This window comes from Streptomyces sp. LBL (genome assembly GCF_029893585.1).
Classification (GTDB): domain Bacteria; phylum Actinomycetota; class Actinomycetes; order Streptomycetales; family Streptomycetaceae; genus Streptomyces.
The window spans coordinates 96,798-113,374 of the sequence record NZ_JARXYX010000031.1; the positions used below are offsets into that span (position 1 = coordinate 96,798).

Consider the following 16,577-nt stretch of genomic DNA (forward strand, 5'->3'; position numbering starts at 1 on the left):
ACGGCCGCTCCTTACTTCCGGGCGGCGGTCTGCTCGACGGCGCGCACGATTTTCACGTAGCAGCCGCAGCGACAGATGTTGCCGCTCATCCACTCCCGGATCTCCTGCGGAGAGCCGGTGTGGCCTTCCTGGATGCAGCCGACACCGGAGACGATCTGGCCGGGTGTGCAATAACCGCACTGGAAGGCGTCCTCGTCGATGAACGTCTGCTGCAGCGGGTGGAGTCGGTCGCCCTCGGCCAGGCCCTCGATCGTGGTGACCTCAGCGGCCTCCAGGCGAACGGCCAGCGTCAGACAGGCATTGACCCGCCGGCCGTCGACCAGCACGGTGCACGCGCCGCAGGCCCCGGCGTTGCAGCCCTTCTTGGAGCCGGTGAGGCCGAGGTGCTCGCGCAGCAGGTCCAGCAGCGACGTGCGGTTGTCGACCGTCACGGTCCGGCGAGTGCCGTTGACCGTCAGGGACACGCGGCTGGAGGGCGGCGCCTCGGCGGCGGCCACCTCCTCCGGAGCCGCGAGGAATGATCCTCCGATCACCCCGCCCGCGACGACCGCACCACCGACCGCCGTACTGGTGGCGATGAAGGTGCGCCGAGTGGGCGCCGGGGAGGACTCGCCGGCTCCGGTGGGGGGTGGAACGGCAGACTCAGGTTCAGTGGACATACGTACGCCTTCGTATCGCGGACGGATCGGCTGTACCCACCAGCGGGACGGGAGAACGGAGCGTCGTCACCGCGGGGAACCGGGCCACCGCGCGCCTTGGCGGCGGCGGCTGGTCGCATGGGGAGTCTTGCACCACCGGCAACGCTCGTGACAGGGAGACTTTCCTCCCCCTTTACGCTCCGTCAGGAGCGAATGGCCAACCTCATCGGGGGAATTTTCGCGCGGGGAGAGGCAGGACAGAGCCGCGCTCCCTGCCTGGCCGACGCACCCACAACGGCCCTCCTCCGGGGCGCCTTGACGTCTTGAGTGAGCCCGGGCTGCGTGATCGGGGGCCGGGGCTACTGGTTGCGGGTGCGGGGGCCGGTGTACTGCTGGTCGGTGACCGGCTCGGCCCAGGTGGTCTCGGGGGTGCCGTCGTCTGTGCCCTCCCACATGGCGATGTGCTCCATGAACCGGTCGGGGGCGGCGCCATGCCAGTGTTCCTCGTTCGGCGGACAGGCGACGGTCTCGCCGGGGTGGGCCTCGAGGATCGTGCCATCGCGGGTGCCGATCAGGGCGATACCGGAAACGACGTGCAGGGTCTGGCCCACGGCGTGGGAGTGCCAGTTGGTGTGGGCGCCCGGGGAGAAGCGGACCAAATTGGCGCGCATCCGGGACGGCTCTTGGCCCGCCACGATGACGTCCCACCACACGTCGCCGGTGAACCAGTCCGCCGGGGACTTGCTGCTGGGCTGCTGCTTGATGCCCCAGATCAGCAGAAGTGAGATGACGCTCTTGAAGAGGCGCGAACAAACTCGCGCATGCCTTCGGGGAGGACGGGTTGTACCGCAAATGAGCGTCAGTGTCCCCCTGCGGCAGCGCCGCAGCAGCAACCGCCCCGTCTGGGACGAGGAACCGACTGCGGCCGGACGTGCGGGCAAGGGCGTGGCCCTCACCCTGATGGTCGCCGCGGTCCTGGTACCCATGTGGATCATCGTGGTCACGAGCCTCTCCCCCCAGGGCGCCGTCAACCGCGCCGGCGGCCTGGTGATCTGGCCCGACGGTCTCACCACGTCCGCGTACCGGCAGATGCTCGAAGACCCCACCGTCCGCACCTCCGTGGTGGTCAGCCTGGGCATCACGGTCGCGGGCACGGCTCTGTCCGTGGCCGTGTCGGTACTGTGCGCCTACGGGCTCTCCCGCGCCCAGTCATACGCCCACCGGCCGATCCTCACCCTGCTGATCATCACCATGTTCGTCAGCGGCGGCCTGATCCCCACCTTCCTGGTCGTCACCGGCCTCGGCGGCTACGGAAAGTACTGGGCGCTGATCCTGCCCGGCGCGGTGTCGGTGTTCAACATCCTCGTCCTGCGCTCCTTCTACTCCGGCACCTCCGCGGAACTCATCGACGCCGCCCGTATGGACGGCGCCGGGGACTGGCGGATCCTGTGGTCGGTGGTCCTGCCCACCTCCCGTGCTGTCACCGCGGTCATCACCCTCTTCTACGCGGTCGGTTACTGGAACGCCTTCTTCAACGTCATGCTCTACATGCCCACCGAGAGCCGGAAATGGCCCCTGCAGTACGTCCTGCTGACCTACGTCAACCGGGGCAACGGCCTGCCCGGCTCCGTCAACAACGGGTTCGGCAGCGCCCATGCCAAAACCGCGCCCCTCTCCTTGCAGATGGCCGTGGTCGTCCTGACCCTCGTCCCCCTGCTCGTCGTCCACCGTTCATGCAGAAGCACTTCAGGACCGGCGTCCTCACCGGTGCCATCAAGGGCTGACGGCGCCCGGCTTCGCGACTGGGCGCCGTCAGGGCGTGCCGGGAGGATCGCCAGCCGACGGTGAGGGTGTGACCACCAGCCGAGGAACGAGGTGGTTCGCAGCGGCGGAAGCGGTCCGGTTCCCGGCCAACGATGCCCCGTACAAGCCGGGCCTGTCAGTACCGGCGCGGGCGCCCAGCTCCGGTGATGCGGCACCGGGGCGATGCGTGTCTCAGAGCCGTCCCTGCCAGGAGCAGGCTGCCGTACCCCTGATCGTCACCGGGAAGCTGAGCACCGCGCCGGAGGTCGCGGTCGGGTTGTTCACCCCATACCGGGCCGTGGTGACGAAGAGGCGGTCGGTGTCGGGGGGCAGGCACACCGACGTGGGGTGCGGGGCGGGGACGGTCAGGGTGTGGAGCAGGTGGCCGTCGGGGTGGTAGCGGCGGACCGCGCCGGCGCCCCACAGCGCGACCCACAGGCAGCCCTCCTCATCGACTGTCATGCCGTCGGGGCTGCCTTCGTCATCCCGCAGACGGGCGAAGATCTCCGGGCTGCCCACGAGGTCACCCGAGACGGGGTCGACCGCGCAGTGCAGAACCGCGCCGATCGCCGTGTCGGCGAGATACATGGTGGTGCCGTCCGCGGTGAACGCCGGGCCGTTGGCGATGGTCAGCCCGTCGAGGACACGAACGACCGTGCCCTCCAGGTCTGTTCGGTACAGCGATCCCGCGCCGGGGGTGCTGTCGTAGGCCATGCTGCCGGCCCAGAAGCGACCTGCGGGGTCGGCGACGCCGTCGTTCATCCGGCTGGGGGCCGGGGTGCGGTCCTCGGGGCGGTCCAGCCATTCCAGGGTGCCGTCGGGGGTGAGCAGCGCGATGCCGGTGCCCGCGGCGGCGATCCAGCTGCCCGGCCGGCCTGACATCGGCGCGACGGCTCCCAACGGCACGTCGAGTGAGGCGAGTTGGGTCGGCCCGGGGTCGTCGCGGTCGTCGCGCAGTTCGAAGAGCCGACCGCTGAGGATGTCGACGTACACATACCGGCCGTCGAACCAGCGCCCGCCCTCGGCGAGTTCGTACGCTCCGTCCACGACGACCGCCGCTGTTGATGTCATGTTCCGTCTCTCCTGGTCAGCGGATGGTGGTGCCGTCGGGCTGGTCGAACAATCCGAGTTCGTCCCGCGTCGGAAGGCCTTCCCAGTCACCCCGGGTGGCGACGGCGAAGGCCGCGGTGGTGACGGCCCGGTACAGCCGGGCCGGGATGTCCACGCTGTCGAGGAGGCCGGACAGGTATCCGGACACGAAGGCGTCGCCCGCGCCGACCAGATCGACGGCGTCGACCTGTCGTGCCGCGCGGTCGGTCGCTCCGTCCGCGGTGAAGGCGGTCGCTCCCCTCGCGCCCCGTTTGACGACCACCTCGCCGACCCCTTCCGCCAGAACACTGCGCACGGCCTCCGGTTCGTCCACGCCAGGTCGTTCCAGCACCAGCGGCAGTTCGTCCTCCGAGGCGACGAGCAGGTCGGTCCGGGCCAGCAGCGGCCGGAGCGCGGTGCGTGCGCTGTCGGCGGTCCACAGCCGGGAGCGGTGGTTGACGTCGAGGCATACGGTGATGCCCGCTTCGCGTGCGGCGGTGGCTGCGGCCAAGGCGGCCTCGGCCGCCGTAGGGCTGAGCGCCGGCGTGATGCCGGTCAGGTGCAGGATGCGGGGTGTCGCAGCCAGCGCCGGGAGTACGTCGGCCGGTGAGACGACCGAACCGGCGGAACCTGAGCGGTAGTAACTGACGCGGGTCAGCGTGCCCAGACGGGGTTCGGTGAGCAGCAGCCCTGTGGGGCGGCCGGTGTCGTCGGTGATGGCGTACTCGATGTCGACGCCCTCGGCCCGCAGCGTGCGCAGCACCAGCGCGCCGAGTTCGTCCGCGCCGACCCGGCCGGCCCAGCGCACCCGGTGCCCGAGCCGGGCCAGGCCGATGGCGACGTTGGACTCGGCGCCCGCCACGGACAGACCGAGACTGCCGCCGAGCCGCAGCGCGCCCTGCGCCCGCAGCGCCGCCATCGTCTCGCCGAAGGTCACCACTTCCGGTGGAGCCGGAGTCGTCACGGCGTCCCTCCGGAGGCCACGTTGCGGAACTCGGCTGCACGGGCGCGGAGTTGGTTCAGGTCGCCGCCGTCGGCCGCGTCCCCGACCAGCGGTGAGCCGACGCCGACGGCGAGGGCGCCCCGGTCCAGGTAGTCGCGGGCGGCCTGCGCGTCCACGCCGCCGACGGGCACGAAGGGCACGTCGGGGAAGGGGTCGCGCAGGGCCCGCAGATAGCCGGGGCCGCCGAGTGAGCCGGGGAAGAGCTTGATCGCGTCGGCGCCCCTGGCGAGGGCGAGTTCGATCTCCGTGGGTGTCAGGGCGCCCATCAGCACGGGTACGCCGTACGCCTCGAGTCCGTCGACCAGTGCCGGGGTGACGAGGTACGACGCGCCGGCGTCGACCGCGCGGGCGGCGTCCTCGGCAGAGCGCACGGTGCCTGCGCCGAGGAGCGCGCCGGGACCGAGTTCGGCGCGCGCCTGCCGGATCACGCTCAGGGCGTCGGCGGTGGTCAGCGAGACCTCGACGGCCGCGATGCCTTCCTCCACGAGGGTACGTACGGTGTTCAGGGCGGCGGCGGAATTTTTGCCGCGGACGATCGCCAACAGGCGGTGGGTGCCGAGCGATTCCACCAGGTTCATGAGGGCGGGCTCTCCTTGCGGGTGCGGTGTGCGGGCGGCGGTCACCATTCGGTGAACGCCCCGTCGGCGCCCCGCCATATGGGGTTGCGCCAACGGTGTCCGGTCTCGGCGGCGTGGCGTACGGCCTTCTCGTCGATCTCGACGCCGAGGCCCGGGCGGGTGGCGGCGACGGCGTACCCGTTCTGGAACCGGAAGGGTTCTGGGTCCATCACGTACTCCAGCAGGTCGGCCTGCTGGTTGTAGTGGATGCCCATGCTCTGTTCCTGGATGAGGAAGTTCGGCACGGAGAAGGCGATCTGGAGGCTGGCGGCCAGGGCGATGGGGCCGAGGGGGCAGTGGGGCGCCATCGTGACGTCGTAGGTCTCGGCCATGGCCGCGATGCGGCGCACTTCGGAGATGCCGCCGGCGTGCGACAGGTCGGGTTGGGCCACGGCGATGCCGCTGGCCAGTACTTCGCGGAAGTCCCAGCGGGAGTAGAGGCGTTCGCCGGTCGCGAGGGGGATGCTGGTGGACTCCACCAGGCTGCGTAGGTTCCCCGAGTGCTCCGGTGCGACGGGTTCCTCGACGAACAGCGGGTGCAACGGCTCCAGTTGGGGAAGCAGGCGGCGCGACATCGCGGTGGAGGCACGGCCGTGGAAGTCGACGGCGACGTCCCGCTCGTCACCCAGCACCTCGCGGACGGCCGCGACGCGCTCGACGACCTCGGCGGTGCGCGCCGGAGTGTCGATCGGGGCGAGTTCGGCCGTGCCGTTCATCTTCACCGCGGTGAAGCCCGCCTTCATCTGCTCCTCGGCCAGCTCCGCTACCTCGCTCGGCCGGTCCCCGCCGATCCAGGCGTACATCCGCACGCGGTCGCGTACGGGGCCGCCGAGGAGGCGGTGCACCGGGACGCCGTAGGTCTTGCCGGCGATGTCCCACAGTGCCTGGTCGATGCCGGCGACCGCGCTGGAGAGGATGGGGCCGCCACGGTAAAAGCCACCCTTGGTGAGCACCTGCCAGTGGTCCTCGATGCGCAACGGGTCCCGGCCGACCAGGTAGTCCGCCAGTTCGTGGACTGCGGCGCGTACGGTGTCGGCGCGGCCCTCGATGACGGGTTCGCCCCAGCCGGTGACGCCCTCGTCGGTGGCGACGCGCAGGAAAAGCCAGCGCGGAGCCACCAGGAACGTCTCAAGTCCGGTTATCTTCACGGAAGTTCCTTCGGCAGCGGGTCGGTCGCCTGTACGGCCGCCAGGTCGTCGGAGGCCTGTGCCAGGAGTGACTCGACGGCAGCCACGGCGGCGTCGGGATCGCCGGCTTCAACCGCGTCCAGCAGTTCCCGGTGTACGGGGATGGAGTCGGAGAAGTGCCGGGCGCCGTGCACGATCCGGTCGCGTACGCGCAGGCCGGCCTCGATGACGACCTCCATCCGGCTGAGCAGTTCATTGTGGGCGGCGTCCAGCAGGGCGCGATGGAAGGCCAGGTCCGCCTCGACCATCGCGTCCGCGTCCGCACCGGCCGCGGCCATGGCATCGAGCGACTGCCGCATCGCATCCAGGTCGGAGGTGGTGCGGCGGGTCGCGGCGAGGCGGGCTCCGGCGGGCTCGACGATCGCGCGGACCTCGGCGAGGTCTTCCAGGAAGCCGTCGGTCGGGTCGCTGCTGCCCTGCCAGCGCAGCAGGTCGCTGTCGAGCAGGTTCCAGTCGGCGCGGGGCCGGATGGTCGTGCCGCGTTTCTGCTTCGACTCGAGCAGGCCCTTGGAGGCCAGTACGCGCATGGCCTCGCGGATCACGGTCTTGCTGACGCCGAGTTCCGTCTCGAACCCGACCGGGTCCACCACGGAGCCCGGGGGGTAGTCGCCGCGGATGATGCGTCGGCCCAGTTCCTCCACGGCTTGGCCGTGCAGCCCCTTGGGGGGATGGGTCACCACGTTCTCCGTTTCCGTATCGGTCCACAAGCGTTGTGTGCGTCGCTCATGAGGACTCCTTCATGACGCTCCATCCTCCATCGACCACCAGGCTGGCGCCGGTCACATAAGAGGCATCCTCCGATGCCAGGAAGGCGACGGCGGCCGCCACCTCCTCCGGCTGCCCGAACCGCCGCGCCGCTGTGGCCGCCACACTGCGCTCGCGGTCGGGCTCCGGGATGCCGTCCCACGCGGCGGTCATGATGGGGCCCGGCAGCACCGTGTTGACCCGGATGTCCGGACCGTACTCGACGGCCAACTGCCGTCCCAGCGAGCACAGTGCGCCCTTCGCGGCAGCGTAGGCGGCATGACCCGGCAGCCCGATGACCGCGTGCACCGAGGAAGTCAGGACGACCGAGCCCTTCGACGCGCGGAGCATGGCCGCGAAGGTCTTCATCCCGCGCCAGGCGGGCTTGAGCAGGACGGCCATCTGACCGTCCCACTCAGCCTCGCTCAACTCGTGGGCTGCTTTGTTGAGTTGGGCGAAGGCGTTGCTGTGCAGTACGTCCAGCCGGCCGTGGTACTCGTCGACGTGACGGGCCAGGTTCTCCCAGTCGGCGGCCGAGGTCACGTCGCAGCGTACGTACTCCGCGCGTCCGCCGCTGTCTGCGATGTCTGCCGCGACCGCCTTGCCGGCCGCGTCGTCCACGTCCGTGACGACGACCACCGCCCCTTCGGCCGCGAGCCGGTGGGCCGTGGCGGCGCCGATCCCGTGCGCCGCCCCGGTGATCACCGCCACACGCCCCGTCATCCTGCGGCATTCCGTCGTCACGTGCGTCTCCCCTCGCTACTGCCTACGCACCCACCATAGCTGTTTCAATTAATTATGAATATATCTTGACGACGTGCCGATGTCGCTCCGAGACTGACCGGCACGCAACAAGCAGCTTCGGTACGAAGCCAGGAAGGACCTCCTCCCATGAGCCGCACCACACCCCGCCGCAGAAGCCGGGGCGCCCTCGCCGTGGCCCTTGCCGCCTCCCTGTTCCTCTCCGCCTGCGGGGGTTCGACCGATTCCCAGGACAAGGCACAGGCCCCCGCGAAGCCGGGCCAGAAGGTCGACCTGCGCTTCTGGTCATGGGTTCCCGGTGTCGACAAGGCCGTCGACAAGTGGAACGCCACTCACCCGGACATCCACGTCAAACTGGAGAAGATCCCGGCGGGGAGCAGCGGCGGCTACGCGAAGATGCGCGCCGCGCTCAAGAGCGGCAACGCGCCCGACCTGGCACAGGTGGAATACCAGGACAAGGCACAGGCCCCCGCGAAGCCGGGCCAGAAGGTCGACCTGCGCTTCTGGTCATGGGTTCCCGGTGTCGACAAGGCCGTCGACAAGTGGAACGCCACTCACCCGGACATCCACGTCAAACTGGAGAAGATCCCGGCGGGGAGCAGCGGCGGCTACGCGAAGATGCGCGCCGCGCTCAAGAGCGGCAACGCGCCCGACCTGGCACAGGTGGAATACCAGGAGATCCCCTCGTTCCTGCTGGAGAACGGCCTGGTGAACCTGTCCCAGTACGGCGCGGACAAGGACCGGTCGAAGTTCGTGGACTGGCAGTGGCAGCAGGGAGTCTTCGACAAGGCTGTCTACGCGATCCCCCAAGCGTCCGGCCCGATGGGCCTGTTCTACCGCTCCGACCTGTACAAGAAGTGGGGCATCGATCCGCCCGCCACCTGGGAGGAGTTCGCCCAGGCTGCGCAGAAGATTCACGACGCCAACCCGAAGGCGTACATCAGCACCTTCCCCGCCGGCAACTCCGCCTGGTTCACCGCACTCGCCTGGCAGGCGGGCGCCAAGTGGTTCGGCGTGAACGGCGACACCTGGTCGGTGAACATCGACTCCCCGCAGACCCTCAAGGTCGCCGCCTTCTGGGACGACCTGCGCAGCAAGAAAGTGATCAAGTCCGAACCCGACTTCGCCAACGGCTGGTACAAGGACCTGCAGAGCGGTGCCATCACCTCGTGGGTCAGTGCCCAGTGGGGCGACGCCATCATCAGCGGAAACGCTCCCAAGACCACCGGCAAATGGGCGGTCGCACCCATGCCGCAGTGGACCAAGGGCTCGAAGGTGTCCGCGAACTGGGGCGGATCCTCCACGGCCGTCCTCAAGGGTGCCAAGCACATCCCCGAGGCCCTGAAGTTCGCCGAATGGCTCAACACCGACCCCGCGAGCGTCGATCTGCTGCTGCAGGGCGGCTACGGCTGGCCCGCGGCTGCCGACGGGTACAAGGGCTCCTCGCTGGACAAGCCGTCACCGTTCTTCGGAGGCCAGAAGTACAACGAGGTCTTCGCGCAGGCGGACAAGAGCATCGACAACTCGTGGAAGTGGATACCGACGATCGACGCCACCTACCAGCACCTCAATGACGGTTTCCAGGCCGCCCTGGCCGGCAAGGGCACGTTCGTCTCGGCGGTCCGGCAGGCGCAGAAGCAGACCGTCGAGGACCTGAAGAGGAAGGGTCTGAAGGTTTCCACCGGCCAGTGACCACCTCCGGAGGGCGCGGCACGGCCGCCGCCGTTCTGCCCTCCGGACTCCAGAAAGAACTCCGATGCCCACCCGCACCCGCACCCCCCGCCGCCGCCGCAGAAGTCTGGCGCCCGTCGCCTTCGTCGCACCGTTCCTCCTGCTGTTCCTCCTGACCTTCGCCCTCCCCATCGGCTACGCCGTCTACCAGAGCGTCATGGATGTCGAGCACACAGGAGTCCTGGGGCTCGGCGGCAGCCATACCGTCTTCGTAGGGCTCGGCAACTACTCCGACGCGGTGTCCGATCACGCCTTTGTGCGCAGCATCGGTCGCGTACTGCTGTTCGCGGCCGTCCAGGTGCCGGTGATGGTCGCGTTGTCCGCCGGGCTCGCGCTGCTGCTGGACACCGCCTCGGCCAGAGGCGTGCGGTTCTTCCGCGCCGCCTTCTTCCTGCCCTACGGCGTTCCGGGCGTCATCGCGTCCATCCTGTGGGGCTTCCTGTACGTACCGGGAGTCAGCCCTCTCGTGGACGGCATGCGCCATCTGGGGGTGTCGGTCGACCTGTTGGGAGGAAACACGGTTCTGTGGTCCATCGCGAACATCGTCACCTGGGAGTTCGCCGGCTACAACGTGCTGGTTCTCGTCGCCCAGTTGCGCACCATCCCCGCGGAGCTGTACGAGGCCGCCCGCATCGACGGCGCCAGTGCGTGGATGACGGTCCGGCACGTCAAACTGCCGCTGCTGCGACCGGCGTTGATCCTCACCACGGTCTTCACCATCATCGGCACGCTGCAACTGTTCGCGGAACCGCTGGTGCTCAAGCCCGTCTCGTCGAGCATCGACAGCGCCTACACCCCCAACCTCAGCGCCTACAACGAGGCGTTCACCAACGACAACTACCACCTCGCCGCCGCCGAGGCAGTGCTGCTCGCCCTCGCCGCGTTCGTGCTCTCCTTCGGTTTCCTGCGGCTGATCAACAAGAGAGGTGGGGACGCGTGAGTCTCCAGACACCGGCCCGCACAGTTCCGCCAGGCGACGGGACGCCGGCCTCCGACGACAGCACGACGCCGCGCGGCGGCATCACCGGGGTCACCCCACGCAGTCGCATCCTGGTCACCGGCCTGCTGGTGGCGGCCGCCGGGTACTTCCTGCTCCCGGTGTACTGGCTGGTGGTGGCGTCCACGAAGTCCACCGGCGATCTGTTCGGCAGCTTCGGGTTGTGGTTCTCCCATCCCCAGTTCCTGAGCAATCTGCGCCAGGTGGTCACCTACGACGATGCGATCTACCTGCGCTGGGCCGCCAACAGCCTGCTGTACGCGGGCGTCGGCGCGGGCGTGGCGACGCTTCTGGCCGCGATGTGCGGCTACGCGCTGGCCAAGTTCTCCTTCGCCGGCCGCGACACGATCTTCAACATAGTGCTGGGCGGCGTCCTGATCCCCGCCACGGCACTGGCGCTGCCCATGTACCTGCTGTTCAGCGAGGCAGGCCTGGCCAACACCTACTGGGCCGTACTGCTGCCGAGCTTCGTCAGCCCCTTCGGCGTGTACCTGTGCCGGATCTACGCCACGGCATCCATACCGGACGAGTTGCTGGAGGCAGCCCGCATCGACGGCGCGGGAGAGATCCGCATCTTCACGGTCGTTGCTCTGCGCATCATGACCCCCGCCCTGGTGACGATCTTCCTCTTCCAGTTCGTCGGCATCTGGAACAACTACTTTCTGCCGCTGGTCATGCTGTCCGACTCCAAGCTGTACCCCATCACCCTCGGCCTGACGTCGTGGCAGTCCTTCGCCGACCGCCAACCGCAGCTCTACCAGCTGACAGTCGGAGGCGCCTTGGTCTCCGTCGTCCCGCTGATGATCGCCATGGTCGTCCTGCAGCGCTTCTGGCGCAGCGGTTTGACTGAGGGCAGCGTAAAGGGCTGACGCCCCCGGACCGCACGGTCCTGCCTCCTTGCGGGTGGGGAGCGCGGCAGCGCACGGCGCTCAACGGGCCGCGTCCCAGAGAGGCAAGAGGTTGGCGTACTGGTCGCAGTCGAACAAGTTCCTCGGCCGGTTAGTGCTGCCGCCACGTGGACGGTGTGTGCGGCGCTCACGCCGTTCACCGACCGGACGGCGCCGTGCTCTGGAAGGAACGCCGGTATCGATGACCATCCGTCCGGTGAGTATCTCGCCGGTCGACACCACCCCGACCATGCGGTCCGGGTCCTCCACCGCGAGGACCGACTCAGGGCAGCGTCAAGGGCTGAAAGAGGGGAGGGGCAGCTCGCCCCTCCCCTCCAGGCAACCGCATCTGCTGAAGGTCACCTGCCCCTGGGATTGACCGCCTTCCGGAACCTGTCGTAGACGAGCTTGGGCCGTTCCTCGGCGAAGGTGAGCAGACCCATCACGGAGATGCCGTTGTAGGCCTGGTTGTAGCCGGCACGCTGCTTGTAGTCCTTGAGAACCCAGTAGGTGAAGCCGACAACGAACTCGCTGCGGGCGCTCACCTGGGCCCAGTGGGCGGTCAAGCTCGCCGCCTGCCACTCCTCCGTCCCCTGCGTGGTGGCGGGACCGTGGGTGCCGGCAATGGACCAGGTGCCGTTCTCGGTGATCAGGATGGGCTTGTCGGGGTACTTCGCGTGCACGGCGTCGAGCGTGGGGCCGAGGTCGGAGTCCTCGCCGTAGAAGTAGCCGAAGTACTCGTTGAACCCGATCACGTCGGCGAGGTCGAACGCGGGGTCGTTGCTGGTGTTGGAGGCCCAGGTAACCGGGCGGGCGGTGAGGTCGACCGCATTCACAGCCGCCTTCAAGTCGGCGAGCCAGGCCCGGTAGAGGGGGGCGCCGTTCGCGTCGATCTCCGACTCGTTCTGCAGTCCCCAGAGGATCACCGAGGGGTGGTTGTGCTGGTTCCACGCCATGGTCAGGGCCAGCGCGCGGGCGAGGCCGTAGCGCTCCGTCTGCAGCTTCTCCTGGGCGGTGTTGAGCCACATGGTGTCGATGTCGTCCATCACCAGCACGCCGTGCTCGTCCGCCCAGTCGTAAACGTAGGGGTGACGGTTGTAGACGCAGTTGCGGATGAAGTTGGCACCCAGAGTCGTCACGTGGCCCAGCTCCCGGTCGTACTCGGCCGGCGTCAACGCCCTGCCGTGCGCGGCCGTCTCCTCATGCCAGTTGAGGCCCTTGAGGAACAGCGGCTTGCCGTTCAGCCGCAACTGGGCGTCCGCGATGCGCAGTTCCCGTACGCCGTACACGGTGGACAGCGTGTCCACCCGCGGTCCCGAGGATCTCCCGGCGGCCAGGGTGGCGCGCGCGGTGAGGGTCTGCGGCGCGGCCGGACTCCAGCGGGGCGCGCCGGGTATGCGGACCACGACCCGTACGACGCCCGCCGACCGGGCGGCGATCCGGGCGGCGACCACAGTGGGCCGGCCACCGCTCCCCCGGCCGGGGTCCAAGGTGAGATGTCCGTCGAAGTCGGTGGTGCTGTGGTTCTCGACGACCGCGTGTGCCTCCAGGCTCCCGCCTGCGGCGGCCACGAGCAGTTTGGCAATGGTGACCTGCGGAACCGCCTCGATCCAGGCCGACCGGGTCAGACCCGCGTAGGGCCAGTAGTCGACGGGCTTGTACGGCAACTCGTGGTCGTCGGTGACCGGCTGCGGCGTAGCAGCCGTGTAGTCGGTGTAGCTCGCCCGGCGGAAGACCCGCACGGCGATCGTCTGACGTCGGCCCGGTCGAAGCGCCCCGGACACCGGCAGCGCGAACGGGGAGTTGGCGCCTTCGTGCTTTCCGAGATGTGTTCCGTCGAGCCATACCTCGGCGCTGTAACCGGCGGCCAGGAAGGCGATGCGGACGTGCCGGGCACGCCATGAGGCGGGTACGTCGACGGTGGTGCGGTACCAGGCGTAGCCGTCGGTGAATGCCGTGCCCTTGCCGAAGGGTGTGGTCTGCGATCCGAATCCGGGGGTGTTCAGCAGGTCCCAGGCCGCCGGTACGTCGGCGTGGTCCCAGGTCCGGTCGTCGTGGTGCGGGGACTGCCAGGTCTCGTCGAGTCCCTGGTCGTCGGGGTCGAAGCGGAAGCGCCACCGCTTGTCCAGGGACACGTAGTCGCGGGCGGGCTCATGAGTACGCCAGCCGTCGAAGGCCGGAAGCACCGTGCCGTACTGGAAGACGACGTTGGTGCCACCGACGTCGCGCACGTGGGTGCCGGAGGGCTCGGTGGCGGGGTGAGAGTCGAGAACCGGGCCGCTCGCGGCGGCCATGGCTGAGCCGTCTGCCGCTCGTGCCGTCTCCGGCCAGGCCGGCAGGGCGACGATGGCAATCGCCCCGAGTGCCGTGACGACGGTGCGCCGGGACGGGTGGATGGATTCGGTCATGGCAGGCGGCTCCTCGATGCGCGTACGTGTTCGTCCGCCCCACAGCCTGGACAACCCCGTATTCCTCGTCAAGGATTATTCATAAATAATGAATTGAGTTAGCGTGGTGCCGTCGAGCCGCCGACGGCGTCCCACCGCACACGAACGACGGGTGACCTCATGACCACCGCACAGCAAGCCACCACGAGCGAGACCACGGGCCGACTCGCCATCACCCTGTGGGACTTCAGCTGGTACACACAGGCAGGACCCGGCGAGCCCTTCGCCGACCTCGACCGCGCCTTCGCCGAGACGGTGGACCGCGGATTCAACACCGTGCGCATCTGCGCCATGCCCTTCCTCCTGTTCTCCGGACGCGTCCCCGACCCGGAGTCCATCCAGGTTTGTGGCCTGGGCGAGGACTTCGGACAGCGCACCCGCTGGTACGACGTGCGCGGCGGCTACCCGCTGGACGGCCGGCGACGGCTCGTCGAGCTGTTCGAGGCCGCCGCCCGCCACGACTGCAAGGTGATCGTGTCCTCCTGGGAGTACCAGCAGTCCCCCAGCTTCGCCGACACCGACGCCTGGCACCGCGCCCTGGCCGAGGTCCCCGGCCCGGACCGCGCCGAGGCGGTGGCCGAAGCACTCGCCGATCTCCTCGACTTCCTCACGGAGCGCGGACTGACCGACCGGGTCGCCTACGTCGAGGTGCACAACGAGGTCGACAACTGCTCCCTGGTACCGCGCAACGGCGCCACCCACTACGCCTATCTGCGCGGCCCTCTCGACCGCGCCGTGAAACTGCTGCAGGGACGCCACCCCGGCATCCCCGTCACCTACTCGCTGGGCGAGCCCTGGCCGAGCGAGATCGACGACCTGCCGGAGGGGGCGCAGATCGCGCACTTCCACTTCTACGTCTACGGCGTCCTCGGCGCGCTCTACGAGGCGGTCGGACTCGGCCACGGCACCGAAGCGGCACCCGAGACGGCTGCCTGGCCGACCCCCGAACTGGCCGCCATGCTGCGCCCCGACGCGCCCGCCTTCGCCGACTACCGGCCGGACGAACCCTGGCGGCTCGCGGCCACCGGCATCCCGCGCGAACTGTTCTACGCACACGACTGGGTCGATCCCGACCGCTGGGACCTGTGGCTCTACGAGAACTATCCGGCGCACCGACAAGCCATGCGGGAGACCCTGGCCGGATGGGTCGACGCCGTCACCGCGTTCGCCCGCCGCCGCGGCATCCCCGCCGTCCTCGGAGAAGGCGTCGTGGGCTACACCCCACTGCTGACGCGCTTCGAGGAAGACGCCGTCGGCAAGGACATCGCCGAGTTCGTCGTCGACCGCTGCCTCGCGGCCGACTTCCAGGGCGTCGTCCTGACCTCCAACGCCGCCCCTCACCACCCCATGTGGCACACCGACCGGGACTGGATGCGGCGGGTCAACGCCCGTGTCACCGCGAGCTGAAAGCCATCCCGCGGCGGGCCCGGAACACAGACGCCACGATGCCGCTCCCGGCGCACCGATGCCGAAGGGGGCTGTCGGGTTCGGCGAGCCCGCCACCATGACAGAGGGCGGTCAGGCATCAGGCTGAGCACCAGAGTCCGTCTCACCGCCGCCGATGCCTGGGCAACGTAGCCCTCGACTCCTCTGCAAGGGCCGCCATCGATGCCGGCCATGGCGGCCCTCTAGAGTTCCACGTCCGATGACGCATGCCTGTCGGGTCATGATGGCTCCGACCGGCGCAGCACCGTAGGCGCGAGTCCTGAGTCCGATGGAGGCTGTCCCCTGAACTGGGCCACCGCGGCCGGGCCGTACATGTAGCTGAAGGCGGCCACCTGGACGGCGCCCCAGGCATCGTTTCTGTCGGCGGCGGGTGAATCGTGGTTCTGGATCACTTTCAGTGCCGGAGCCACGGAGGGTCACCGAACCCGCGATCATGAACGGCCTTGAGTGACGTCTTCCTCAAGGGCCTGTGGTTTCACCGGGTCGATGGCGTTCGGATCGAAAACGCATTGGCGGAAGGCGAGTTGGTGGTCGAGCGGGCCCGGGCGACTGCGGAGCGGGCCGGGTGTTCCGGCTGCGGGGTGAGGTCGGCGCGGGTGCACAGCCGGTATGTACGTCGCCTTGCGGACAGTGCGGTCGGGCACCGCCGGGTGGTGATCGAGGCGACGAGAACTCGGAAGGGGCCTCCCACGTGCGGTTCTCGGCGGGCGCCCGGACCGTCTGGCACACCCATCCCGCCGGGCAGCGCCTGCTCATCACCAAGGGCACCGGTTGGGTGCAGGAGTGGGGCAAGAAGCGCATCACCGTTCACAAGGGTGACGTCGTCTGGCTCGCGCCGGGTGCCAAGCACTGGCACGGGGCGACCAGCTACAGCGCGATGGCGCACACCGCCATCACCTATGCCGTCGACGGAACCAACGTGGACTGGCTCGAACACGTCACCGACGACCAGTACCGGGACGGGAAGCGGAGGAAGTAAGCACAATGAAGAAGTTCACAACAATTGCCCTCATCGGGACGGTCGCCGCCGGAACGCTCCTCGTGGGGTAAACGGCCCAGGCCGAGCCGGGGGAGGTGGCCGCGGCCAGTGCGCTGGCGGGGCCGTTCAGGACGTAGTCCAGCTCGTCCACGGCCCGCAGCACCCGCTCCCGGGTGGACGCCGCCCTCGGACACCGCCCCCGCTCCCGCACCGGCCAGATCGAATCGGTCTCCCCGGCACTGGCGCA

The 16,577-nt window shown here is 69.1% G+C and carries 15 protein-coding genes; 6 read left to right on the forward strand and 9 right to left on the reverse strand.

Features of this window, described 5'->3' with window-relative positions:
- Positions 1-11: 11 nt before the first annotated feature.
- The gene (locus M2271_RS31955; RefSeq protein WP_280890873.1) at positions 12-659 is read right to left on the reverse strand and encodes a 2Fe-2S iron-sulfur cluster-binding protein; all 648 of its coding nucleotides are present in this window, start codon (positions 657-659) and stop codon (positions 12-14) included.
- A 338-nt stretch (positions 660-997) separates the two neighbouring features.
- Positions 998-1,411 (reverse strand): cupin domain-containing protein, encoded by a 414-nt coding sequence (locus M2271_RS31960; protein WP_280890911.1) that lies wholly within the window; start codon positions 1,409-1,411, stop codon positions 998-1,000.
- A 79-nt stretch (positions 1,412-1,490) separates the two neighbouring features.
- On the opposite strand from M2271_RS31960, the gene M2271_RS31965 reads away from it, so the two are divergent.
- On the forward strand, positions 1,491-2,486 hold the full coding sequence (locus tag M2271_RS31965) for a carbohydrate ABC transporter permease (protein WP_280890874.1): 996 nt from the start codon (positions 1,491-1,493) through the stop codon (positions 2,484-2,486).
- Between the two features lie 147 nt (positions 2,487-2,633).
- Here M2271_RS31965 and M2271_RS31970 read toward each other — a convergent pair whose 3' ends face one another.
- From M2271_RS31970 to M2271_RS31995, 6 genes are read right to left on the reverse strand one after another with little or no spacing between them, the layout of a single operon-like run.
- The gene (locus tag M2271_RS31970) at positions 2,634-3,512 is read right to left on the reverse strand and encodes an SMP-30/gluconolactonase/LRE family protein (RefSeq protein ID WP_280890875.1); all 879 of its coding nucleotides are present in this window, start codon (positions 3,510-3,512) and stop codon (positions 2,634-2,636) included.
- A gap of 16 nt (positions 3,513-3,528) precedes the next feature.
- The gene (locus M2271_RS31975) at positions 3,529-4,449 is read right to left on the reverse strand and encodes a sugar kinase (RefSeq protein ID WP_280890912.1); all 921 of its coding nucleotides are present in this window, start codon (positions 4,447-4,449) and stop codon (positions 3,529-3,531) included.
- Between the two features lie 41 nt (positions 4,450-4,490).
- Complete coding sequence (locus M2271_RS31980) at positions 4,491-5,111, reverse strand: bifunctional 4-hydroxy-2-oxoglutarate aldolase/2-dehydro-3-deoxy-phosphogluconate aldolase (protein ID WP_280890876.1); 621 nt, start codon at positions 5,109-5,111, stop codon at positions 4,491-4,493.
- 41 nt (positions 5,112-5,152) lie between these two features.
- Positions 5,153-6,298 (reverse strand): galactonate dehydratase, encoded by a 1,146-nt coding sequence (gene dgoD / locus M2271_RS31985; protein WP_280890877.1) that lies wholly within the window; start codon positions 6,296-6,298, stop codon positions 5,153-5,155.
- Positions 6,295-7,017, reverse strand: a complete 723-nt coding sequence (locus M2271_RS31990) for a FadR/GntR family transcriptional regulator (RefSeq protein WP_280890878.1) — start codon at positions 7,015-7,017, stop codon at positions 6,295-6,297. Before M2271_RS31990 ends, dgoD begins: the two co-directional genes overlap by 4 nt.
- Positions 7,018-7,060: 43 nt before the next feature.
- Positions 7,061-7,804: an SDR family NAD(P)-dependent oxidoreductase gene (locus M2271_RS31995; protein ID WP_280890879.1), complete on the reverse strand. Its 744-nt coding sequence runs from the start codon at positions 7,802-7,804 to the stop codon at positions 7,061-7,063.
- A gap of 168 nt (positions 7,805-7,972) precedes the next feature.
- Here M2271_RS31995 and M2271_RS32000 point away from each other — a divergent pair, with 168 nt between their 5' ends.
- The 3 genes from M2271_RS32000 to M2271_RS32010 all read left to right on the forward strand — a co-directional run bounded on the left by M2271_RS32000 (position 7,973) and on the right by M2271_RS32010 (position 11,440).
- Entirely contained in the window at positions 7,973-9,535 is a 1,563-nt protein-coding gene (locus tag M2271_RS32000) for an extracellular solute-binding protein (protein WP_280890880.1), read from the forward strand.
- Positions 9,536-9,599: 64 nt separating this feature from the next.
- Positions 9,600-10,514, forward strand: coding sequence for a sugar ABC transporter permease (locus M2271_RS32005; protein WP_280890881.1), 915 nt, complete (start codon positions 9,600-9,602; stop codon positions 10,512-10,514).
- Positions 10,511-11,440 (forward strand): carbohydrate ABC transporter permease, encoded by a 930-nt coding sequence (locus M2271_RS32010; protein ID WP_280890882.1) that lies wholly within the window; start codon positions 10,511-10,513, stop codon positions 11,438-11,440. Before M2271_RS32005 ends, M2271_RS32010 begins: the two co-directional genes overlap by 4 nt.
- Positions 11,441-11,817: 377 nt before the next feature.
- Here the strand turns inward: M2271_RS32010 and M2271_RS32015 are convergent, their stop codons facing one another.
- Positions 11,818-13,866, reverse strand: coding sequence for a glycoside hydrolase family 2 TIM barrel-domain containing protein (locus tag M2271_RS32015; RefSeq protein ID WP_280890883.1), 2,049 nt, complete (start codon positions 13,864-13,866; stop codon positions 11,818-11,820).
- Between the two features lie 159 nt (positions 13,867-14,025).
- Here M2271_RS32015 and M2271_RS32020 point away from each other — a divergent pair, with 159 nt between their 5' ends.
- Entirely contained in the window at positions 14,026-15,312 is a 1,287-nt protein-coding gene (locus tag M2271_RS32020; RefSeq protein WP_280890884.1) for a cellulase-like family protein, read from the forward strand.
- 730 nt (positions 15,313-16,042) lie between these two features.
- The gene (locus M2271_RS32025) at positions 16,043-16,330 is read left to right on the forward strand and encodes a cupin domain-containing protein (RefSeq protein ID WP_280890885.1); all 288 of its coding nucleotides are present in this window, start codon (positions 16,043-16,045) and stop codon (positions 16,328-16,330) included.
- The last annotated feature ends 247 nt before the right edge of the window (positions 16,331-16,577 follow it).